The sequence below is a fragment of the Clostridia bacterium genome, assembly GCA_035561135.1.
Classification (GTDB): Bacteria; Acidobacteriota; Terriglobia; order Terriglobales; family Acidobacteriaceae; genus DATMYA01.
The window spans coordinates 183,988-206,040 of sequence record DATMYA010000071.1; the positions used below are offsets into that span (position 1 = coordinate 183,988).

A 22,053-nucleotide genomic window follows, 5' to 3' on the forward strand; every position below is an offset into this window, starting at 1 on the left:
CGTCGCTCAGGGCTGTGCTGTGCGATGGATGTCGACCGTGCTCCATGTCTTATCAGCTGCATGGCACAGGTTTTCCAATGGGCAACCGGCGCACTTCGGTTGCCGCGCCACGCATAACGAGCGTCCGTGGTGGATGAGCTGGTGCGCGAAGTCGATCCACTTGTCGCGCGGTATCACCTTCATCAGGTCCTGCTCGATCCTGGGAGGGTCGTCATTCGCCGTTAGTTCGAGGCGGCGCGAAATCCGGAGTACGTGCGTATCGACCACCACGCCTTCGGCTTTGCCGAACCACGATCCAAGCACCACGTTCGCAGTCTTGCGAGCAACGCCAGGAAGCGAAAGAAGCGCATCCATGTCATCCGGCACGACACCGTGGTACTCGTTAACCAGTCTTCTCGCTGCACCGACAATGGACTTCGCCTTGTTGCGGAAGAAGCCGGTCGACTTGATGTCCGGCTCCAGTTGTTCCGGTTCCAGCGCAGCAAAAGCCTGCGGAGTCGGATACTTCTTGAAAAGGGCGGGCGTGACCATGTTCACTCGCACGTCCGTACACTGCGCCGACAGGATCGTTGCAACCGTCAGCTCCCAGGCATTCGAGTGCGTCAGCGCACACTTCACATTCGGGTAGGCTCCGTCCAGCCGCTTCAGAATCTCGCCAATGCGTTCCGGCGCGAGTGGATTGTAACCATCTGCCCGCCTCGCAGCGTCGCTCGAAATCGCCGTTGACGGCTTTTTTGCGGGCTTCTTGAGCGACTTAGCGGCTGTATTTGCCGGCTGTTTCCCGGCACGCGCAAGCAGCTTCTCTCCGCCGCGCACCGGTTTGGTGCCCACCTGCTTGCCACTTTTCGAGGGTTGCCGAGTTTCCATTCCGCGCGCCATTAGCCAATTTTCTCCAGCATTTCTTCGATCGTTGCGCGCACGCACGTGAAGTTCGGCGTATCGCGCTGAACATAGGTGCTCGAATCGCTCTCGCGTAAGCGCAATACACGCTCTAACATTTCGCTTGGCTCATCCGTTTCGACCGTGATGACAAAATCCTGGTCGTCGAGTCCGAACGAGTACATGACATTCGCGTGCGCCTTCGTGAACTCATGTCCCGCCCTGGTCAATTCGTGCACCATGCGCTCACGTTCCTCAAAGGGAAGTACGTACCAATTACGCGTCCGCACCATCGGAAAGACAAACAGGTACTTGCATCCTCCCGGCTTCAGCATGGCCGGAAGCTCGCTGTGCTGCCCGCGATCACTGCCAATCATGTATTTCGAACGTCGCGTCATGGACAGGTATGAATAGGGCTTCTGGATGTATCCGCCGAGATGCGTGCGCAGCAGATGGGCTGACATTTCCTGCAACTCGTCGAGCGAGTACGCGATGCGCCACAGCAGGAAGTCGCAATCCGCGCGAAGCCCGACGAGCGAATAGCCGAGAACTCCTACCTGCTCGCTCCAGCGCCGTATGACTTCGGCGAACTCGCGCCGGTGTTCGGCGCGTTCAACCTGCGGAAGCCGTCGCCATTCGGGGCTGACGCGGTAAAAGGAAAAGCTGACGAATTGCCGGCGATTTTCTTTCGAAGGCGTCATGTCTTGAGATCTCGCGCAGTTCAGGCGCCTGCGCCTGAGCCAGTTACCGAAGATGGTAACAGGAACGCCGGACACGCGCATTTCCTCAAGCTCTGCACGCATTCCCGCTGCTCAGATTACAATGGAGATTCTGCCGCAGTATCACATACGGGAGTGACGATGAATTCCAGACACGCCGCCGCGCCCAGCGCGAGCGCCGAAGCACCAGCAGTTCCGCTCACACTTGAAGGCTCAAGCGTGCTGCACCAGATGATGCGTTTCCGCTGGGCCGAGTGGCGCAGGCTCACCGCTGCCGAGCGAAGCGATATTCTGCGCGAACTCAATGCCGTCTTCGGAGAGGCTGAGGCCGAAGGCGCTTCCGGTATCTTCTCGCTGCTCGGGCATAAGGGCGATCTGATGTTCGTGCACTTCCGCAAGACGCTCGACGAACTGAATGCTGCGCAATTGAAACTGAACAGCCTTCGCATACAGGAGTTTCTAGAGCCTGCATCGTCCTACGTATCTGTCGTTGAACTCAGCTTGCACGATTCGTCTGTAAAGCTCTATGCCTCTCTCAGCGAGCGCGGCGTCGTCCCGCATTCGGAAGAGTGGAATCGGGAGGTACAGGAAACCGTGGAGCGGCAGCAGCATGCGATGAGCCCACGACTGTTCCCCAAAATTCCCGACCAGCGCTACATCTGCTTCTATCCGATGGATCGGCGTCGGGGCGAGCACAAGAACTGGTACACGCTTCCGATCGATGAGCGGCAAAGGCAGATGGATCTGCACGGCATGATCGGACGCCGCTACGCTGGACGCGTTCAGCAAATTATCTCCGGCTCCATCGGTTATGACGACTGGGAATGGGGCGTGGATCTTTTCGGCAACGACCCCGTCGTGTTCAAAAAGCTCATCTACGAAATGCGCTTCGACGAGGTTAGCGGCGTCTACTCCAATTTCGGCACATTCTATATCGGAGTCAGGGTCAGGCTGGAACGGTTGGGCGATCTTTTTGAGGGGAAAGTCGCGTAATGACGCTTCAGTAAGATTCGAATTACCAGATTCGCGATTACAAATTACACTCATTCTATGGCCGTAAAAGCTCTGCAACTCGGACAAGTGTGGCGGCACGACGACAGCGGCCAGAACTTCCTGGTCACCAAGCTCTACAACGAAGTGTTCACGCAATATGCGATCCTCCGCCGCGCGGATGCTTCGGCTGCCACGGCAGAGTCGACTCGCGTAAAGGTATCCAAGAGCGCGGAGGGAGCGACACTCCCCGGTTACACATTTACCCAGGACAGCGAGAGCTTCTGACCTGGAATCTGATATTTCGTTGCGGCTCGCAACAAGCTACCCATACATATCATGATCGCGAAACTGATTGAAACGCTTGGCGCATTTGTAATCTGGGGCATCTCAGCGACGGGCTATCTCGGCATCGTGCTGATGATGGCCATCGAGTCGGCATGCATTCCACTGCCGTCGGAAATCATCATGCCGTTTTCGGGCTACCTGGTCTACACAGGGCGCTTTAGCTCGCTTTGGATGGTGGCAACCTTGGGCGCGATCGGTTGCAATGTCGGTTCAGTGCTCGCATACGAAATCGGCTACTACGGCGGGCGACCGCTTGTTGAGCGGTGGGGACGGTACATCCTGCTCAACATGCACGACCTCGACATGTCGGAGCGCTTCTTCGCCAAATACGGAGATGTCACCGTTTTCGTGGCGCGCCTGCTCCCCGTCGTGCGGACGTTCATCGCGCTGCCCGCTGGTATCGCGCGCATGCCGCGCGTCCGCTTCCACGTTTACACGTTTCTTGGTTCGTGGCCATGGTGTTACATGCTCGCCTACGTCGGCCTAAAGCTTGGCGAAAGCTGGAACACCAACCCAGCGCTAAAGACCTGGTTCCATCGCTTTGACGCCGTGATCGGCGGCATCCTGATCTTGGGCGTGATCTGGTTCGTGTGGTCGCATTGGCAGCACCGCGCACGCGCCGCGAACGTCAAGGAAAAGGACATGGTCACGGAACGGTAGCCAAGCTACCGGGAACGTCATGTTGAGAGGAGCACTCGTATTTCGGGCGCGTAGTCGAAACATTTTGTGCGTGAGGCCGTCCGATTCGGGCGGCCCATTTGTTTGGTTGCAAATTCCAGCTAGCTGGCAAGAGGGATCCTTCGACTCAGGCTTACGCCCTCGCTCCAGGAGAACAGATTTTTTCTCAGTAGCTTGTCGGCTGAGCGACTCGGTAGCTCAGGAGCTTCGAACTAAGCCTTGGTGATCGCACCAGTCAAGAAAGGCCGCGAAGGCCATCCCCCGGTGGCTGACTACCGCCTTTTCCGGCGGGGAAAGTTCCGCGAAGGTTTTTCGAAGTCCCGGGAAATAGAACAGGGGATCGTAGCCGAAGCCGCCTGTGCCGCGCAGTTCACTCCGAATCAATCCCTCGGCCGCACCGCGAAACGTGGCAAGCGTCTGGCCGTTCCGCGCGATTGCAATAACGCACACAAAACGGCCTGTACGCTGAGCCTCTGGGATTGGTGCGAGTTCCCGGATGAGGCGCGCATTGTTGGCATCGTCCGGTGAGTTGCCAAACACTTCAGGGCCGAGCGCAGCATAGCGGGCCGAGAATACGCCGGGGGCTCCCCCGAGGGCGTCCACCTCCAGTCCGGAATCGTCCGCAAGAACGAGGGTGCCCGGTAGGAATCGGCTGTAGTGCTCCGCCTTCTTACGCGCATTCTCGTCGAAGCTGCTTCCGTCTTCGACGGCTTCAGGGTAGCTGGAGAAGTCCGGCATGAGGGCGACCTCGACATTATGCAGAGAGGCGACGGCGGCGAAGTCGCGGAGTTTGCCGGGGTTGGAACTGGCGATGAGGACGCGCATACCAACAGGGTAGCAAACCGAGTGTGCCGAGACAGCCGAGTGGTTCGCTGCTGCAGGACAAACTTTCTTAGGAGTACCGAGTGAGAGCTAAAGCCACGCTCCCGGCTGAAGCACGGGTGAATAGTGCATGAAAGCTGACGTAAACAGCCCACCAAAGTTGACGTTCAGGCATCTTCCCCGTGTACATACAATCCGCCCGTTGCAACCGAGGAGGCCATGCCTACTGTTGTTACTGACCATCGCTCCCAAACTGTCTTCAGCAAGGCCGCTCTTCTAATCGCCGCATTCGTAGTCCTCGTCCTCAACGCCCACCCCGCTGCTGCTCATACTCCTTGCACGCTGAATACTGCGTCACCGTCGGTGACGATCTGTACTCCGCCGGATGGAGCGACCGTGACCTCACCGGTACACATCGTTGCCGGAACAACTTCCGCCACGGCCGTGCAGTTCGTAGAGGTCTGGCTCGATGGCGTGAAGAAGTATAGCCTCCCCGGTCACGACCTCGATATTGACCTGGATATGTCTGCGGGAACGCATCGCTTGACGGTCCAGGCCTACAACGGGACGTACTTCAAGAAGACCATATACATCGCGGTCAGCGGCAGCACGGCTTCATGCACGCCCGGGACGGCGGATCCCTCGGTACGGATCTGCTCGCCAGCAGACGGTGCGGGCGTTGCATCGCCGGTCAACGTAATAGCAGCGGCAAACTCCAGCAAGACCGTGCAGTTCATGCAGGTCTATGTCGATGGTACGAAGGCTTACCAGGTCAGCGGCTCAAAGCTGAATACTAATGTGAACATGACCAGCGGGCAGCATCGTTTAGCGGTGCAGGCGTACGACGGCACTTACTTCAAGACGGCTGAATACATCAATGTGACTTCCGGATCGACTTCCATCACGGTGACAATCTCCCCCGAGTCTGCGACTGTGGCGCCCGGCGGCACGCAGCAGTTCAAGGCGACCGTTTCTGGCACGACGAACACGGGTGTGACATGGTATGTGGACGGAGTGCAGGGTGGCAACGGCACCGTTGGCACGATCAGTTCGAGTGGACTCTACGCGGCGCCGAGCGTCGTAGGCAGCCATAAGATCAAAGCTGTGAGCGTTGCTGATCCCAACAAGAGCGCGCAGGTCAGCGTCGGCGTTTCCGAGAGCGGGTGTACTCCGGGGACGGCGAGTCCGTCCGTAACGCTCTGCTCGCCGACCGACGGCGCAACGGTGAACTCGCCAGTGCATGTCGTGGCGAGCACTACCTCAAGCACGAAGGTGCAGTACCTGCAGATCTACGTTGACGGGGTGAAGGTTAACCAGGTTTCCGCCAGCAGCCTCGATACGTATGTGACCATGGCGGCGGGCACGCGACGCCTGACCGTGCAGGCATACAACGGATCGACGTTATTCAAAAAGACGGTGTATGTCACGGTCGCAGCATCCACGGCCATCTCGGTGACGGTGTCGCCTTCCACGGCTAGTGTCGCCAAAGGCGGCACGGTGCAGTTCGCTGCGTCCGTGCAGAACGCGTCGAACACATCAGTGACATGGGTGGTGGACGGCATCACCGGTGGCGATAACACCGTGGGTACGGTTAGTGGTGGCGGCCTCTACACGGCGCCAAATATCGACGGCATGCATACCGTGACCGCCATCAGTGACGCCGATAACTCCAAGAGCGATAGTTCTACGGTGACCGTGGGCAGTCCGACGACGTCTGCCTTTTCGGGGATGTTCACGTACAAGTACGGCAATACGCGTCAGGGCGCGAACAAGAGCGAGACCATTTTGACGCCTTCGAACGTCAACTCAAGTTTGTTCGGAAAGAAGTGGACGTACACGGTGGACGGATACGTTTACGCGCAGCCCCTTTACGTTCCGAACGTAACGATCAATGGAACGACTCGCAACGTGTTGTACGTTGCGACCGAGCACAACAGCGTTTATGCGTTCGACGCCAATGGCTCCACAACCGCACCGCTCTGGAAAAAGAGCTTCCTGGGAACGGGTGTGACTACCATTCCGCAGAGCGACGTGGGCAGCACGATCTATCCGGAGATTGGCATCACGGGAACTCCGGTGATCGATCCCAACTCGAAGACTCTGTATGTGGTGGCCGCGACGAAAGAGAGCGGAACATATGTCCAGCGGCTGCACGCATTGGACATCACGAACGGCGCCGAGAAGTTTGGCGGCCCAAAGAAGATAACGGCTACGGTGAAGGGAACAGGCGACGGCACGGACGGCAGCGGCAATGTTTCGTTCCAGGCAAAGATTGAACTGCAACGTCCGGCGCTGACGCTTTCGAATGGGGTGGTGTACATCGCCTGGGCTTCGCACGGCGACAACGGGCCGTACCATGGCTGGGTGATTGGTTACGACGCGGATACGCTCGCGCAGCTAGCCGTCCACAACAACTCACCGAACGGCCGGCGCGGCGGCATATGGATGAGCGGCGGTGGCCTGCCTGTGGATGCGAACGGAAACCTGTACTACATGTCCGGCAACGGCACCTTCACGGCAAGCAGCGGAGGCAAGGAGTATGGCGATAGCTTCGTCAAGCTGGGTCCGACGGGGCAGGTGCTGGACTATTTCACTCCTTTCGACCAGTCGAACATGAACTCGCACGACATCGACTTGGGCGTGGGCGCGCCGACCCTGCTGCCGGGCAACCGATTGGTAGGCGCCGACAAGAAGGGCTCCGTGTACTTGGTCGACACCGGGAACATGGGCAAATACCAGGCAAGCAGCAATAACCAGATTGCGCAGTATTTGGATAAGGTGCTGGTGAGCCATTGTCATGAACAGCCGGTGTACTGGAATGGTCTGGTGTACATCAGCGCTGAGACTGGACCGGTGTACGCGTTCCGCTACTCGAATGGCCAGCTTTCGTCCTCGGCCACAAAGTCTTCGATTACGTTCGATTTTCCGGGTACGAATCCGGTGATCAGTTCGAATGGGACGGCGAACGGAATCCTATGGGCGATCGAGAAGCCGAGCAGCGGCGGGGCAGTGTTGCGTGCGTTCAACGCCCTGGACATCACAGAGCAGCTTTACAGCAGCACGCAGGCAGGATCGCGCGATTCAATGACCACGGCTGTGAAATTCACACCGCCCACTGTGGCGAACGGAAAAGTTTACGTGCCGCTGAAGGGCCAGGTGGCCGTCTTCGGGCTGCTGAAATGACAAGACGAATGCAACGGCTGATGCTGGCGATGATGCTGGTTCTAGTGCTGCTGGGAAACCTTGCGGCAATGGCGCAGCGAGAACAGTCTGGAAAGGCGCGCTCATCGGGCGCCCAAAAGACAAGCGCCAGCAAGACTATGCCCTACAGGAGTGTGAAGTGGGGTTTCTGTGCAGCGTTCCCGTCAGGATGGAAGGCAGAGGAGCTATTCAGCGGCGACCTGCTCCAGGCCACGAACCCCGGTATGAAGGTGTCGGTAATTACGCTCGGAGCCTTCAACAACAACAACGAAGAGGGCAGAAAGCCCAAGTCGCTGGAGGACGTAGCTGAGGATGCCGAGGACCATCTTCGCGATCAAATGGTGAAGGAACTTGCGGCGAAGAACGAGCCGACCCGCGTCGCAGGCTTGCCTGCGCTTATCACTCGACAGAGCTATTTCGAACACGGGCAGCCCTGGCGAGCTAAGGAATTGCGAGTTCAACGCGGCGACGGCGTGGTGGTGGAGCTAGTGCTGCGGGCGCAGGCTGGAGCTTTCGAACAGCTGGAAAAGTCTTTCGGCGAGATGATCGCGAAGGCTTTTCGTCCGGCGTGCGATGGTTCGCAATAGTTCAAGCGTTTCAAGCGGAAACAATTACAACGGCAAGACGGCAACGATCACCGAATCAGGCGCGATGAAGATATAAGAAGCATTGAACGAGCCGACCTGCCCCGTCGAGCGGAGTCTGTATCGCAAAGTTCGACGAACGGTCCTCTTATCGTGAAAAGCTACTCGGAAATCATCCCGGATTCTCTCGTCATCTGCGTACATAGCGGAGCAGCGAGTGCCGATCAACTCCTGAATGCGACCGCCGGTCATTTCGGATGCCGCATCATTGAAATCCACCAACACCGGATCGAACGTGGCATCAGTCAGTCGCCACCAATACATAGGGATCGGGCTGTACTTAAACAGGGTCAGGAAATGATCGTCCAACGCAAACCACCTTGCAGTTTTAGAAACTACTTCCCTAGGCAGAATACATCCCAAGCATGCTCGGATCGATTGAGCGTTCATGGAGATTTGCATTGGCAGGGGCCGTTGCAGCGGGAACTCTACTCGTAATGACATCTGGTCCCAAGGGACTTGCGACACACCGGAACGTTGCGTATACTAACTTTCGTTGGGCCCGTAGCTCAGCTGGATAGAGCACTTCGCTACGAACGAAGGGGTCGGGCGTTCGAATCGCTCCGGGCCCACCATGAAGGTACAAGCCGCCGGTAATGGCGGCTTTGCTATTTTCAGCCTATTTCAGGCAACGAGCCGTCCCCCAACCTAGCTAGGACGATCGCCGCACTACGAGTAAAACTTATCGGTGGCTTGCAAATCCTACAGGTAGATGTAGTTCGGAGACTTACGTAAGTCCAGCATTTTCAGCAACGGCCAGATTGGCACGGGGAGTGCTTTAGCTAAGACAGACGAAGTGGCGCGTGAAGGGGTTTTTCGTAAGGTACTCGGCCAGAGACTTACGGAAGACCCCTTCGCTTTTTCTTAGATGCTAAACAAGTTCCAGTTTTTCTCTTATATCCAGACCTGATCTGCGCAGAAGAGAAGCCACGGAGGCTTCATTCAGTCGGGTAGCATCGAACTCGACTCGAATGACGCTTTCGCTCTCCTGGAATCGGATGCTGCGGATTCCGTAGACTTGGCGCACGCTGTCAATGGCGCGGAGCACAGCCTCAGTTGGAGGAACAACGTACTTGAATTGGACTTCGACGGCGGTCATGCGTTCGCCTTCCTGAAAATAGTTGAGCCCTGTAATAAATCCAGCGAATCAGAACTAAATAATAGCAACCTTCGCGCTTTTTACCAGCGGCAACCTGCACTCGCTCTTCGTGCGGACGCTGTGGGAAGATGGACCTACGATTGGATGGGGACTAATAACATGGACGCAGCAGATGCAACGAAGGCAGTGCAGCCTGTGAAGGTCAAGGATCCGGTTTGCGGCATGGCCGTTGATCCACAGAACGCTCGCGGTGGGCAGCACAAATACAAGGGTGTCACTTACTACTTCTGCAGCGCCAGGTGCAACGAACGATTCAAGTCCGAGCCGGCGCGTTACCTTGACCCGAGCTACAAGCCGGGTGGGATGCCGGCCGGTGCAAGCCCGGTGGTGAAGATCGGAGCGCAACCGCAATCGACACAGACTGCGGGCACACGGGTGAAAGACCCTGTCTGCGGGATGATGGTCGATCCACAGAACGCACGCGGTGGAGAGTATTCGTACAAGGGAACCACCTACTACTTCTGCAATCCGAAGTGCAGGGAACGGTTCCAGACCGAGCCGGAGAAATTTCTTAGCCCAGATTATAAGCCAGGCGGGATGAGTCCGTCGCCGGTGGTGAGTGCGCCAAGTGACGCGGCGATGAATTCAACCGGAACTGCGCAGGCGCAGTCGTGGTATGTCTGCCCGATGGACCCTGAGGTGAGGCAGGATCATCCGGGTGCGTGTCCAAAGTGCGGAATGGCGCTTGAGGCAGAGACGATCACGGCACCGGCAAAGAAGGTCGAGTACGTTTGTCCCATGCATCCCGAGGTGGTGAGAGACAAGCCAGGTGCTTGTCCTATATGCGGGATGGCGTTGGAGCCGCGAGTGGTTACAGCTGCTGCGGAAGAAAATCCCGAGTTGAACGATATGTGGCGCAGGCTGAAAGTAAGCCTGCTATTTGGCGTGCCGCTTCTGTTGCTGGCCATGGGGCACATGACCGTGCTGGCACACGTTTTGCCGATACGACTGGTGACCTGGCTGCAGTTGCTGTTGGCTTCGCCGGTAGTGCTGTGGGCGGGATGGCCATTTTTTGAGCGCGCCTGGAACTCCGTGAAGTTCCGCTCTCCGAATATGTTCACGCTGATAGGCCTGGGCGTGAGCGTTGCTTACATCTACAGTGCCGTGGCTACGTTTGCGCCGGGACTGTTTCCTGAGTCGCTGCGCGGGCCGCACGGACAACCGGACGTTTATTACGAAGCGGCAGCGGCGATTACGATTCTTGTCCTCGTAGGGCAGGTGATGGAGTTACGTGCGAGGAGCCGGACTTCGCTTGCGATCCGCGCGCTGCTGGACCTTTCTCCGAAAATGGCGCGAGTGGTCGCCGAGGATGGCAGCGAGCGTGACGTGCCGCTGGAAAGCGTACAGGTTGGCGTGCGACTCAGGGTTCGTCCGGGCGAGAAGATTCCTGTCGATGGCACGGTGCTGGAAGGTGCGAGCGCAGTCGATGAGTCGATGATTACGGGCGAGTCGATGCCAGTTGAGAAATCGGCAGGAACGCGGGTTATCGGCGCCACGGTGAACGCCACGGGAACGCTGGTGATGCGCGCTGAACGTGTTGGTAGCGAGACGATGCTGGCGCAGATCGTTCGCATGGTGAGCGAGGCGCAGCGCAGCCGCGCTCCGATCCAGCGACTCGCTGACAAAGTCGCTGCCGTGTTCGTCCCTGCGGTGATCGCCGTGGCGGTCGTCACGTTTATTGTGTGGATGTTTGTTGGACCAGAGCCGCGGCTGCCTTACGCGCTGGTGAATGCGGTGGCGGTGCTGATCATCGCGTGTCCATGCGCCTTGGGGCTTGCGACGCCGATGGCGATCATGGTCGGCACGGGTCGCGGCGCAACCGCCGGAGTGCTTATCAAGAACGCCGAAGCACTGGAAACGATGGAGAAGGTGGACACCATCGTCGTCGACAAGACGGGAACGCTGACCGAAGGACGGCCGAGCCTGGAGGCAGTGGAGGCAGCGGACGGATTCACGGAAGACGAGGTAGTGCGCACAGTCGCGAGCCTGGAGCGCGGGAGCGAGCATCCACTGGGTGCCGCGATTGTGAGAGCGGCGGAGGCCAATGGGCTGCAACTGTCCCAACCGGGGAATTTCAAGTCGTTGACCGGGCTCGGAGTCACAGGCGAAGTGCAGGGGCGGAGGGTCGCAGTCGGCAACGACCGAATGATTAGCGAATTGGGAATTCAACCTGGGACGTTGCTCCAGGGTGCCGAGAAATTGCGCGGCGAAGGGCACACTGTGATGTTCGTTGCGATCGATGGCCGCATCGCGGGTGTGCTGGGCGTCCTCGACCCCGTGAAGCAGTCAACGGTAGAGGCCCTGCGATTGTTGGCGTCGGAAGGCGTGAAGGTCGTGATGCTGACGGGCGACAGCCGCACGACGGCGCAGGCGGTGTCGCGGAAGTTGGGCATTGCGGAGTTCGAAGCCGAAGTGCTGCCGGAGAAGAAGTTGGATGTCGTGAAGCGGCTTCAGCAGCAGGGACGAATCGTGGCGATGGCAGGCGATGGCATCAATGACGCGCCAGCACTGGCGCAGGCGCAGGTTGGCATTGCGATGGGTACGGGCACGGACGTTGCCATGCAGTCAGCCGGCATAACGCTAGTAAAAGGCGACCTGCGGGGCATTGCGCGCGCAAAGAAGTTAAGTGAAGCGACGATGCGCAATATCCGGCAGAACCTGTTCTTCGCGTTCATTTATAACGCGCTGGGCGTGCCGATCGCAGCGGGAGTGCTGTATCCATTCTTTGGAATTCTGTTGAGCCCAATCATCGCGGCGGCGGCAATGAGCTTCAGCTCAGTGTCGGTGATCACGAACGCGTTGCGCTTGAGGCATGTGAAGCTGTGATAGCTCGGTGGCCGCAAGCCCAATTCGGGCTCAACGCTGTGTAGCAAAAAGGCGCACCGAGATTGGCTCGAGTGCGCCTTTTCAATCTTATCGAATGACTAGAGTTTGCTGAGGTAGTCAATAATCTCCGGCGAAGTCCATTCCTGGGGGCCGATGAACTTGCGACGAATGATGCCATCGCGATCGATCAGGAACGTTTCGGGAAACTGGTAGGAGCCGTAGAGCGAGTTGGACTTGTGCTCGGCGTCGCGAACGGTAAGCAGGCCCTGCGTTCGCTTCTCGGTAAACTTCTTGTAAGCATCGGCGTCCACGTCTGTGCTGACGGCGAGGATTACGACCTTGTCACCGAGTTGCTTCTGGAGGGCGATCATGGATGGCATCTCCTCCACGCATGGCGGACACCATGTAGCCCAGAAATTCAGCAGAACGGGTTTTCCGCGAAAATGACTCAGGGTCACGCTGCGGTCGGCGTCCCTGACAGTGAAGTCTGGCGCGGCGTTTCCGATATTCGGAGGCGCAGTGCCACGGCACCCCGCGAGTCCGAGGGAAACGGCGGCAACTAGCGCAAGCATTACGAGATAACGGGCAAAGCGGCTCACGACTCATATAATACTAAGAACGACAAGAAGATGCCTTCTGAAGTGGAAAGCAAGACACCGGAACTGGTAACAAACACGGCGGTGCCAAGAGTCACCGTAGTAGTCCCAGCGCGGAACGAAGAGGCATGCTTGGAACGCTGCCTGCGCTCGCTCGTTGCGCAGCAGGGAGTTTCCTTCGAGTTGATCGTTGTGGACGATGCTTCGACCGATGCGACTGCGGCAATCGCCGAACGTTTCACGCGCGTGAAGGAGTGCCCAGTTATCGGCACCAACCCTGGAATACTGCGGGTACGGGTAATGCAGTCGCCGCCACTGCCGCCCGGATGGTCCGGCAAGGTGAACGCCTGCTGGGCCGCGGTGAAAGAGGCAGCAGGCGAGTGGCTGCTCTTCACAGATGCAGACACGGAACACCTGGCCGGCTCGCTCGCAAGAAGTGTGCACGAAGCTGAGGAGGCCGGCGCTGCGCTGCTGTCGTATTCGCCGCAGCAGGTTGTGGAGGGATTCGCCGAGCGCGCGCTGATGCCGGTAGTGTTCTCTGAACTGGCAACGAAGTACAGGCCCAAGGACGTTTGCAACCCAAGTTCAGCGACGGCCGCGGCGAACGGACAGTATCTTTTAATACGCCGGACTGTTTACGAGCAGATTGGTGGACACGCTGCCGTCGCCGGCGACTTACTGGAGGATGTTGCGCTCGCGCGGTTGGTGAAACATAGCGGCGCGCGGCTGGTGTTCCGGTTTGGCGGAGATTCGGTGCGAACGCGCATGTATCGCGGCTGGACGCAGATGCGTGAAGGTTGGACGAAGAACCTGGCACTGTTGTTCGTTCCGCCGAAACGACTGGCAGCACTGCGAGCATGTGAGTTTGTCGTGATTGCGACAGCAGTTGTGGCGGCACTGGTCGCTGCCACGACGGGCGCGTATCTGATGGCAGGCGCATCGGCAATCGTAGGCGTCTCCGTCTGGCTGAATTTTGTTTTCAGGGTGAGGAAAGCACATTTTGATCTGCTATCGACGCTGCTCGCCGTCTTCGGCGGGCCGATGTTTGCGTATCTTTTGCTGCGTTCCGCACTCTGTCATAAGAAGGGGTTCGTAACATGGCGCGGGCGCACGTACTCAGGATATGAATCGGCGAGAGCGCTCAATGTATCCAATGAGAACCGGCGAGCACTGAAGACCAAATCAGCGGGCGGGAATCCCGAACACTGATTGATATAGAACGCTGATCGATACAGGACGAGATGATCTATCTGACGCGCAAATGCGAGTTTTCCGCTTCGCACCACTATCACAACCCGGAGTTCACGGCTGAGGAGAATCGACGCATTTTCGGAAAGTGCAATAACCTTCACGGGCACGGACACAATTACGCGCTGGAAGTCACGGTGAAGGGCGAGATTGATGACCGGACGGGATTCGTGATCGACCTGAAAGATTTAAAAGAAGTGCTGAACAGCGAAATCGTCGAGGCGATGGACCATCGCTACCTGAACAAAGAGGTTCCGGAATTTGCGACGGCCATTCCAACCACGGAAAACATTGCCATCGCTGCGTGGAAACGAATTCATTCGAAATTGACGGTGGCACGGTTGCACCGTGTCCGGTTATACGAGACGCCGGACCTGTTTGTGGACTACTACGGAGAAGAGTAGCCAAGCACATGAAAGCCTATCTGACAAGGCGGTACATGCTTTCGGCGTCGCATCGCCTGCACTGCGACTCGATGAGTGCGGAGGAAAACCGCGCGACATATGGCAAGTGCAACAACCCACACGGGCACGGCCACAATTACTATGTTGAAGTTTCGGTGAGCGGGCACGTCGATCCAGCGACAGGGATGATTTGCAACTTGGTGGATTTGGATTCGTACATTCGCGAGCATGTGCTGGAACGCTTCGATCACCAGAATCTCAATCACCTGGATGAATTCCGCGGGATTGTGCCCAGCAGTGAAAACCTCTGCGAATTGGTCTACAACATTGTGAAGCAGGGGTTCAGCGCCGCACATCTCGACAAAGTGCGGCTGGAAGAAACCACGATGAACAGCGTTGAATTTGCAGGCGGAGCTGAGCCGCTGCGGTAACTCGAAAGCAGCCTGCGGGATTGTGAATATGAAAGCGATGGAGCAATGAGGACAACAACACCGACGTTGACGAGCGCAACTTGCGAAGAACTGGTTCGCGAGATGCTAGTGCGTATTGGAGAAGATCCCGACCGCGAGGGCCTGCTGCGAACGCCTGAGCGAGTGCATCAATCAATAGACTTCCTGACCAAGGGATACCGCGACGATCCAGATGCGATCCTCAACGGCGCGCTCTTCACCGTGAGCTACGATGAGATGGTCATCGTAAAAGATATTGAAATGTTCAGCCTTTGCGAGCATCACATGTTGCCGTTCTTCGGCAAGGTGCACATCGCGTATATCCCCAAGGGCAAGGTGATAGGTCTTAGCAAGCTGCCGCGACTGGTAGAGATTTTCTCGCGCCGGCTACAGGTTCAGGAACGCATGACAACGGACATTGCAGGGGCAATCATGAGGGTAGTGGAACCTCTCGGCGTAGGCGTTGTCATTGAGGCGCGACACCTTTGCATGATGATGCGGGGCGTTGAGAAACAACATTCGGCGACCGTGACCTCCTGCATGCTTGGCGCATTCCGCAGCAAGCAGACGCGCGAAGAGTTCCTGGCGCTCATCCGGAATAAGAACGGAAACGGATTTTAAGAGCGCAGCGAGTTCGAGCGAGCGTAGGCTAGTGGATCGTCAGATCGTCGGTCTTCGATCGATACGGCGGCATGTTGCAGTTCTGATTGGATAGACGGTTTCGCATGGCAAAGAAAGTCGCATCGAACACCCCCAGGAACATCAGCAAAAGTGCAAGCAGGGAAGCGCGAAAGGGCGCTTCTAGCTCGGTTCACCCAACGACAATCTCACCGGAGACGAAAACTTTCGAAGGCAAGCTGAGCGGGCAGGTAGCCGTCGTTACCGGCGGAAGTCGCGGAATTGGGCTGGCGATCGCACGCGCGCTGGCTGCGGAAGGGTGCACAGTCGTTGTTACCGGGCGCGATGATTCGGCCCTGAAGAGGTTAGCCCGCGACCTTGCAGGCACTGTCCTGACGCGACACTGCGACGTGAGGGACCCGAAATCCGTGGCGCGGCTGTTTGTGGCTCTTAAGAAACAATTTGGGAAACTGGACATCCTGGTGAACAACGCTGGGGTGGCGCACCCGCTTCAGGATGTGGATCGACTTCCACTGGAAGTGTGGACCGAGGTCGTCGGGACGAACCTGACTGGTCTATTCCTGACTACGCGTTCGGCTGTGGCGCTGATGGCGCGCGGCGCCACGATCGTTAACAATCTTTCGGTCTCCGCAAAGACCGTGTTCCCAGGCATGTCGGCTTATAACGCTTCAAAGCACGGAGCCCTTGGATTCACGGACTCACTGCGCGAAGAGCTGCGGCCACGCGGCATTCGCGTTATAGGACTGGTGCCCGGTGCGACGTCCACGGAGATATGGAAGCAGTTCTGGCCCGATGCGCCGCGGGAACGCATGATGGCTCCGGAAAGCATTGCGGAGGCGCTGCTGGCGGCCATCCTGCTCCCGCAGAATACGACCGTGTCGGAGTTGGTGATTACGCCCACCAGCGGCGCACTCTAGTCACGCCAGCCTCATATCTCAGCGCGAGCTTGTTTGTGGTTGCTCGATCCGGGTGGACTGGGAAGAAACAATTTGCCATTGCCCGCCGCGCTTCGCCCAAACGCGGGTGACCATGTAGTCGCCAGAAATATCACGCCCTTCAAACGTCCCCTTGAGATTCACTTTGCCGGAGACAATGGCGGCATCACCAAGCACGCGGACTGTCATCTCGCTCCAGTTTAGCGAGTCATACTTCAGCTTTCCGCTTTGGCGGTTCGCGATACTGGTTTGCTTGTCCGAGGCGACTCCACGACCGCTGATGCCCATGAAGTCGTTGGCGAGATGCTGCTGAGCCCAACTCGAGTCAGCCTTTAGCAATGCTTCGCGTCCCTTCGTTTCCAAGTCACGGATCTGTTGAGCGACCTTCGGGTCGCCACTATCCTTGCCGCTTTGGGGCATTGTGCCCTGGGCAACGGCACTGGCCGCGAGTACGAAGCAAAGCATGGAGGCAACCATCACGCTGCGGAAAGTCATACTGATTCTCCTATACAGGGATATCAAGCCAGGGGATGAAACGGAGGGGAACTGCCGGCAGGAATATTAGTGCCGTGGCTCTGTTACATGCAACGTAATTCGAGAGTCGCAGGCCAAAGTAGCTGCTTACACTGTGGCTATTGATCGAACGGAACGACTGGCCGCCTTAGGTACCGTAGCGATAGCGGCGCGGACGCGAAGGCAGAAGCCTGATCAACACCACGCCTGCGACAAACCCTCCGACATGCGCCCAGAAAGCGATACCGCCGGTGGTGCGACTTGTGGCTGTAATGGCCGTCGCGGCTCCGCTCAGAAACTGCGCGACGAACCAGTAGCCGAGCACAACCCAAGCGGGTAGCCAGACGAAGAAGATGAAGAAGAAAGGAACGAGCGTGAGTACGCGCGCGGCGGGATAGAGCACGAAGTACGCGCCCATAATCCCAGCGATAGCGCCGCTGGCGCCGACGCTCGGAACCGTCGAATTGACATTGAATGCCGTGTGAACGAGCGACGCGGCGACGCCCGTCCCGAGATAGAGGACGAGGTAGAGAAAGTGTCCGAGATGATCCTCAACGTTGTCGCCGAAAATATAGAGTGCCCACATGTTCGCGATAAGGTGCAGCCAGGATCCGTGCAGAAACATGGAAGTAACGATTGGAAGCAGCGCAGCCTCGGGCGTGATCTGTGGAACTCCGCCCAGGAGATTCGTGATATTCGCGGGGACCAGCCCGAATTCGTATACGAAAGCGTTGCGCACGGGAGGCGCTAGCATCACTTCAAACAGAAACACGATGATGTTTGCCGCCAACAGGAAGTACGTTATGTACGGAGTGTTGATGCGCGGCGCGTCGTCTCTGAGTGGGATCATTTTGCAAAGGCCGCGGCGATGGGCGTTCATCTGCAAAGCCGCTCGCACACAAATCCGAGCGCGAAGCGTGTCCCCATCTCACGCATTTCGTCCGGAGAACATCATACGCAAAATTCGTCCGTCTGTGTTGACCCGGAGACGCTTAGCGTTGACGATAGCAGGGCAATGTCATCGAACGGAATTCTTGTCATCGATAAACCTTCGGGATGGACGTCGCACGACGTCGTGGGCCGGGTACGCCGCTTGCTAGGCGAAAAGTCTGTTGGCCACCTCGGAACCCTGGACCCAATGGCCACCGGAGTGCTTCCGCTCGTACTGGGCCGTATGACGCGACTGGCGCAGTTTTACGGAGACGCGATAAAGGCCTACGAAGGCGAAATACGCTTCGGATTCGCCACCGACACCTACGACGCCGAAGGCGAGCGCGCGGACGTCTCCGGGGCGGTCGCGCTAGAAACTCTGAACCTCGATAGCATCCGCGCGGCCGCTGCGAAATTTGTCGGCCCGCTGGAACAGGTGCCGCCACCATTCTCGGCGAAGAAGATCAATGGAGTTCCGGCATACAAGTTGGCGCGCAAGAAGGTGGAAGTTCAACTCAAGGGGTCTCAGGTAGAGATCAAAGAATTCGAAGTGCTGGACCTGGTTGGCGACCGCGCACGCTTCCGAGCGCTGGTTTCGTCTGGCACCTATATCCGGGCAATCGCCCATGAACTTGGCCAGGTATTGGGCACCGGAGCGCACCTGAGCGCGCTCCGGCGCACCATGGTCGCAGAGTTCACTCAGCAGGACGCCCGGACACTCGACCAGATCGAGGCGGCCGTCCACGGCGCCACCGGACTGGAAGACTTGCTCGTGCACCCCAGGCGGGTGCTGCCGGAAATGCCGTCAGTGACTGCAACGGAAGAACAAGCGAACTGGATCCGAAACGGACGCGCCGTGAACCTGCCGGAGACGTCGCGCGCGAAGTTGATTAAGGTGTTCGTCGGCCAGCGAGAGATCATTGCAATCATGAGCCGCGTAGCCGGAACGCTGTTCCATCCAAAAGCAGTGCTGATGGGCAGCAATGAGCCGGTGGCGAGCAGGGGTTAGTCAGGCCCGTGGGAGACGGGTGCCAACGATTCAGGTGAACTTCAACATTGAAATTACGAGGTCAAGCGTCTGGCCCCGCAAATTTCCGCCAATATGCTCTATGTCCGATAACGGATATTCTGTTAATAACGCCAGGTGAGCGATAAAGACGCGTGAATATGGTGAGGTTTATCGGTCTCGCTATCTCTGCCTGAGCAGACTAGGCCGTAGGTGCAAGCAACTGCTTTAAGTCTTCCCTAAACTCGCTCAGTTCGCTGAGGCGAGCCGGCGTGGCTTCGACAAAGTCGGATTTCGCCTGGAAGTACTTGTGCCCATCCTTCTCAATGAGAACTCCGAGGACTTCACCCATTCGCCAACCTGGCACGCCTATGAACTGGAGTCCCGTGGGCGAGCTTTGAAGCAAGGCGATGCACTGGCCGCGCACGACTCCGATGGCGTTGGGATACCGGTCGAAGGTCTGGAGGTCGAATCCGGCCTGGTAGATGCGTGCGAGTTGTTCAGAGGGATCGGGCATGTATGAGTCACCAGTCGCCCGTTGCCAGTTCCGAGGCAGCCGGCTGGCTGCTTCGAGGACTGCTGACGCCTGACGCCTGGTGTCTTGGGTCCGTCTTTTTACATCTTGTAGCGGCCGAGGTCGTCGTCGTTTAGGCCGTCCAGCCACTTGCGGAGCTCTTCGTTGGAGACGCGATCGGTCATCGCCGTGGCCAGCTTGGAGGTCTTCAATACCTCGTCGTCAACGAAGATTGGGCAATCTACGCGCAGAGCCAGCGCGAGCGCATCCGATGGGCGCGAATCGATGCTGATGATCTGGTCTTCGTGCTGCGTCCAGATGACGGCGAAAAAGGTATCGTCCTTGAGCTCCGTAATGACGATCTTGTGGACGCGGGCACCGAGGCCGGTGAGCAGGTTCTTTAGCAAATCGTGCGTCATCGGCCGGGGGGTGGTGACCTTTTCGATCTCAAGCGCAATGGCGTTCGCTTCATAGATTCCGACCCAGATGGGCAGCACAGAATCGCCCTCAACGTCTTTCAGGATCACGATGGGCATGTTGGTGACGGGATCCATCATGAGTCCGCGAATCTTCATTTCGACTTCAGCCATGTGCGCTCCGTATGACGTTTGGACGGCGTTCCACGCGTGAATGTTGGCTGGCAAGCCTGCCGTCTTGCCCGCCAGACGCCCATAATACGCTGAGGCCAAAGCTCAAACCAGTTCACCGACGAGGCTGTTCGGGAAGCTCTGGGTGACGCGCACGTTAGCATATGCGCCGATGCCGGGAGTCGAGCGGTCGCCGCAGGTGAAGTTGAGAGTCTTGTTCTGCGAGGTGCGTCCGGTGACCTGCCCACGCGCTGCGTTGTAGCCCTCGACCATTACTTCCAGAGTCTCGCCTATGTGCTTGTGGTAATTGGCTCTCTGAATTTCTCGCTGGCGCTCATTCAAGACGGCAAGGCGGCGCGTCTTCTCGTCTTCGGGCACCGTATCGATGTACTTGAGAGATGGCGTGTTCGGTCGTGGCGAATACTTGAAGGTGAAAATGGCGTCGTACTGGACTTCGTCGATGAGGCTGAGGCTCTCGGCAAACTCGGCCTCGGTTTCGCCGGGGAATCCGACAATGATGTCCGTGGTGATGGAAATCTTGCGGTTGCGAGTTCCCTTTATCCAGGCAATGCGTTCAAGGTACTGCTCGCGGGTGTACTCGCGGTACATCGACGCAAGCACGCGACTGGACCCGCTCTGCACTGGCAGATGAACGTGGTCGCAGAGCGTTGGAACGGAATCGATTGCATCAACTATGTCTCGCGTGAAGTCGCGTGGATGGGACGTGGTGAAGCGCACACGGCGAATTCCCGCAAGCTCCCCGACGGCCGTTAGTAGCTCGGCAAAACTCTTGTTTCCAGACGGATCGCGGTAAGAGTTAACGTTTTGCCCTAGGAGTTGCACATCCGTGTATCCCGCCTCCGCCATGCGTCGAGCTTCAGCGAGGACGGAATCTGACGTGCGACTGCGCTCCTTGCCGCGGGTAAAGGGGACGACGCAGTAGGCGCAGAACTTATCGCAACCTTCGATGATGGTGATGTAGCCGCGATGCTGGTTGGACCGCGCGGTGAACTCGGTTTCGAAGGTCTGGTCTGTTTCGCGGTCGTCGAGCCCGGTAGCGCGATTCCCTGCCTCAATCTGCACGAGCATTTCTGGCAAGTTGCGGTAGCTGGCCGAACCTGCGATCAGCGACACGTGTGGCGCGCGTTCAAAGATGTGCTCGCCTTCCTGCTGGGCGACACAGCCGATAACGGCAAACTTCTTCCCCTGGGCCTGAAGCTTCTTGTAATCGGCGAGACGATGGAAGACTTTCTGCTCGGCCTTGTCCCGAATGGAGCAGGTGTTATAGAAGATGAGGTCGGCCTGTTCGACGGACTCCACCTGCTTGTATCCCTGCGAGATGAGCGTTCCGACGACTTTTTCGGAGTCGTGGAAGTTCATCTGGCAGCCGAAGGTCTCGATGAAAAAGGTTTTGTTCTGGGAACTCACGGCGTGCAAATCCTCAGCGATGCTTTGAGTCAGTATATCGCGAGCGATGGAGGTCACTGATCGGCAACGTTGACCTTTGTGAGACAACCTCCGCAGGCCGCGAACGGAACTGCATTCCCTTTGAAGCAGTAAAGTTTGGGCGAGCAGAGCAACTGGTTCGTCGCCTTCATTCGCATCAAGGCTGATTGGTTCGTTCGATCAATTTCAGAAACTCGGCGTGAACACGCGGATCTACGGACAGTTCCGGATGGAACGTGGCCGCCATGGTACTTCCCTGCCGCACGAGGACGGGAAAGCCATCGCGCTCGGCGAGCACTTCGACCGTGGGGCCGACGTTTTCAATGCGGGGCGCGCGTATATAGACCTGTTCGAGTGGGCCGCCTTCGAGCTTGGTCACATTCTCAACGATGGCGGATTCTAGCTGGCGTCCGTAGGCGTTTCGGCGAATGGTGATGTCCAGCGCGCCGAGTCCCTGCTGCGGAGGATTCTCAACATCTTTGGCGAGAAGGATAGCTCCCGCGCAGGTGCCGAAGGTTGG

The 22,053-nt window shown here is 57.9% G+C and carries 24 protein-coding genes and 1 tRNA gene; 13 read left to right on the plus strand and 12 right to left on the minus strand.

The annotated features are described in order from the left end of the window. Nucleotides 1-6: 6 nt before the first annotated feature. Both nth and VN622_15155 read right to left on the minus strand, forming a co-directional pair. On the minus strand, nt 7-879 hold the full coding sequence (nth, locus tag VN622_15150; protein ID HWR37199.1) for an endonuclease III: 873 nt from the start codon (nt 877-879) through the stop codon (nt 7-9). Then, nucleotides 879-1,682, minus strand: a complete 804-nt coding sequence (locus tag VN622_15155) for a chlorite dismutase family protein (GenBank protein HWR37200.1) — start codon at nt 1,680-1,682, stop codon at nt 879-881. Before VN622_15155 ends, nth begins: the two co-directional genes overlap by 1 nt. Before the next feature lie 57 nt (nt 1,683-1,739). Between VN622_15155 and hemQ the strand changes: the two genes are divergently transcribed. Genes hemQ through VN622_15170 form a run of 3 tightly spaced genes read left to right on the plus strand, consistent with a single transcriptional unit; the run spans nt 1,740 to nt 3,596 of the window. After that, the gene (gene hemQ / locus VN622_15160) at nt 1,740-2,591 is read left to right on the plus strand and encodes a hydrogen peroxide-dependent heme synthase (GenBank protein ID HWR37201.1); all 852 of its coding nucleotides are present in this window, start codon (nt 1,740-1,742) and stop codon (nt 2,589-2,591) included. A 57-nt stretch (nt 2,592-2,648) separates the two neighbouring features. Further along, nucleotides 2,649-2,876 (plus strand): hypothetical protein, encoded by a 228-nt coding sequence (locus VN622_15165; GenBank protein ID HWR37202.1) that lies wholly within the window; start codon nt 2,649-2,651, stop codon nt 2,874-2,876. Nucleotides 2,877-2,927: 51 nt separating this feature from the next. Further along, entirely contained in the window at nt 2,928-3,596 is a 669-nt protein-coding gene (locus VN622_15170) for a DedA family protein (GenBank protein HWR37203.1), read from the plus strand. A 216-nt stretch (nt 3,597-3,812) separates the two neighbouring features. Here VN622_15170 and rdgB read toward each other — a convergent pair whose 3' ends face one another. Then, on the minus strand, nt 3,813-4,439 hold the full coding sequence (gene rdgB, locus VN622_15175; GenBank protein HWR37204.1) for an RdgB/HAM1 family non-canonical purine NTP pyrophosphatase: 627 nt from the start codon (nt 4,437-4,439) through the stop codon (nt 3,813-3,815). A gap of 216 nt (nt 4,440-4,655) precedes the next feature. Here rdgB and VN622_15180 point away from each other — a divergent pair, with 216 nt between their 5' ends. Together VN622_15180 and VN622_15185 are read left to right on the plus strand one after the other, a co-directional pair. After that, on the plus strand, nt 4,656-7,619 hold the full coding sequence (locus VN622_15180) for an Ig-like domain-containing protein (GenBank protein HWR37205.1): 2,964 nt from the start codon (nt 4,656-4,658) through the stop codon (nt 7,617-7,619). Then, nucleotides 7,616-8,224 carry a hypothetical protein gene (locus VN622_15185; GenBank protein ID HWR37206.1) on the plus strand — a complete coding sequence of 203 codons (609 nt, stop codon included), beginning with the start codon at nt 7,616-7,618 and terminating at the stop codon, nt 8,222-8,224. The genes VN622_15180 and VN622_15185 overlap by 4 nt, the downstream gene beginning before the upstream one ends. 24 nt (nt 8,225-8,248) lie before the next feature. Here VN622_15185 and VN622_15190 read toward each other — a convergent pair whose 3' ends face one another. Beyond that, on the minus strand, nt 8,249-8,590 hold the full coding sequence (locus VN622_15190; protein ID HWR37207.1) for a PAS domain-containing protein: 342 nt from the start codon (nt 8,588-8,590) through the stop codon (nt 8,249-8,251). 189 nt (nt 8,591-8,779) lie between these two features. On the opposite strand from VN622_15190, the gene VN622_15195 reads away from it, so the two are divergent. Continuing rightward, nucleotides 8,780-8,856: transfer RNA gene (locus tag VN622_15195), tRNA-Arg, on the plus strand. 296 nt (nt 8,857-9,152) lie between these two features. On the opposite strand, the gene VN622_15200 is transcribed toward VN622_15195, so the two are convergent. Continuing rightward, the gene (locus VN622_15200) at nt 9,153-9,380 is read right to left on the minus strand and encodes a hypothetical protein (protein ID HWR37208.1); all 228 of its coding nucleotides are present in this window, start codon (nt 9,378-9,380) and stop codon (nt 9,153-9,155) included. 159 nt (nt 9,381-9,539) lie between these two features. Between VN622_15200 and VN622_15205 the strand changes: the two genes are divergently transcribed. Then, on the plus strand, nt 9,540-12,266 hold the full coding sequence (locus tag VN622_15205) for a heavy metal translocating P-type ATPase (protein HWR37209.1): 2,727 nt from the start codon (nt 9,540-9,542) through the stop codon (nt 12,264-12,266). 98 nt (nt 12,267-12,364) lie between these two features. On the opposite strand, the gene VN622_15210 is transcribed toward VN622_15205, so the two are convergent. Next, nucleotides 12,365-12,865: a TlpA disulfide reductase family protein gene (locus VN622_15210; protein ID HWR37210.1), complete on the minus strand. Its 501-nt coding sequence runs from the start codon at nt 12,863-12,865 to the stop codon at nt 12,365-12,367. 42 nt (nt 12,866-12,907) lie between these two features. On the opposite strand from VN622_15210, the gene VN622_15215 reads away from it, so the two are divergent. The 5 genes from VN622_15215 to VN622_15235 all read left to right on the plus strand — a co-directional run bounded on the left by VN622_15215 (nt 12,908) and on the right by VN622_15235 (nt 16,519). Beyond that, entirely contained in the window at nt 12,908-14,071 is a 1,164-nt protein-coding gene (locus VN622_15215; GenBank protein ID HWR37211.1) for a glycosyltransferase family A protein, read from the plus strand. 32 nt (nt 14,072-14,103) lie between these two features. Then, entirely contained in the window at nt 14,104-14,514 is a 411-nt protein-coding gene (locus tag VN622_15220) for a 6-carboxytetrahydropterin synthase (protein ID HWR37212.1), read from the plus strand. Between the two features lie 8 nt (nt 14,515-14,522). After that, entirely contained in the window at nt 14,523-14,945 is a 423-nt protein-coding gene (locus VN622_15225) for a 6-carboxytetrahydropterin synthase (GenBank protein HWR37213.1), read from the plus strand. Between the two features lie 45 nt (nt 14,946-14,990). Next, on the plus strand, nt 14,991-15,584 hold the full coding sequence (gene folE / locus VN622_15230; protein HWR37214.1) for a GTP cyclohydrolase I FolE: 594 nt from the start codon (nt 14,991-14,993) through the stop codon (nt 15,582-15,584). A gap of 104 nt (nt 15,585-15,688) precedes the next feature. Next, nucleotides 15,689-16,519: an SDR family oxidoreductase gene (locus tag VN622_15235; GenBank protein ID HWR37215.1), complete on the plus strand. Its 831-nt coding sequence runs from the start codon at nt 15,689-15,691 to the stop codon at nt 16,517-16,519. An 18-nt stretch (nt 16,520-16,537) separates the two neighbouring features. Here the strand turns inward: VN622_15235 and VN622_15240 are convergent, their stop codons facing one another. Together VN622_15240 and VN622_15245 are read right to left on the minus strand one after the other, a co-directional pair. Next, entirely contained in the window at nt 16,538-17,032 is a 495-nt protein-coding gene (locus VN622_15240) for a nuclear transport factor 2 family protein (GenBank protein ID HWR37216.1), read from the minus strand. A gap of 166 nt (nt 17,033-17,198) precedes the next feature. Then, the gene (locus VN622_15245) at nt 17,199-17,900 is read right to left on the minus strand and encodes a rhomboid family intramembrane serine protease (protein ID HWR37217.1); all 702 of its coding nucleotides are present in this window, start codon (nt 17,898-17,900) and stop codon (nt 17,199-17,201) included. A gap of 165 nt (nt 17,901-18,065) precedes the next feature. Between VN622_15245 and truB the strand changes: the two genes are divergently transcribed. Next, on the plus strand, nt 18,066-18,989 hold the full coding sequence (gene truB, locus VN622_15250) for a tRNA pseudouridine(55) synthase TruB (protein ID HWR37218.1): 924 nt from the start codon (nt 18,066-18,068) through the stop codon (nt 18,987-18,989). 199 nt (nt 18,990-19,188) lie between these two features. Here truB and VN622_15255 read toward each other — a convergent pair whose 3' ends face one another. From VN622_15255 to pdxT, 4 genes are all read right to left on the minus strand, one after another. Then, nucleotides 19,189-19,503, minus strand: a complete 315-nt coding sequence (locus tag VN622_15255; GenBank protein HWR37219.1) for a hypothetical protein — start codon at nt 19,501-19,503, stop codon at nt 19,189-19,191. Between the two features lie 98 nt (nt 19,504-19,601). Further along, the gene (locus tag VN622_15260; protein ID HWR37220.1) at nt 19,602-20,090 is read right to left on the minus strand and encodes a bifunctional nuclease family protein; all 489 of its coding nucleotides are present in this window, start codon (nt 20,088-20,090) and stop codon (nt 19,602-19,604) included. Between the two features lie 102 nt (nt 20,091-20,192). After that, nucleotides 20,193-21,515, minus strand: a complete 1,323-nt coding sequence (gene miaB, locus VN622_15265; GenBank protein HWR37221.1) for a tRNA (N6-isopentenyl adenosine(37)-C2)-methylthiotransferase MiaB — start codon at nt 21,513-21,515, stop codon at nt 20,193-20,195. 175 nt (nt 21,516-21,690) lie between these two features. Further along, nucleotides 21,691-22,053, minus strand: a 363-nt coding sequence (gene pdxT / locus VN622_15270) for a pyridoxal 5'-phosphate synthase glutaminase subunit PdxT (GenBank protein ID HWR37222.1), incomplete at its 5' end; no start/stop codon positions are given.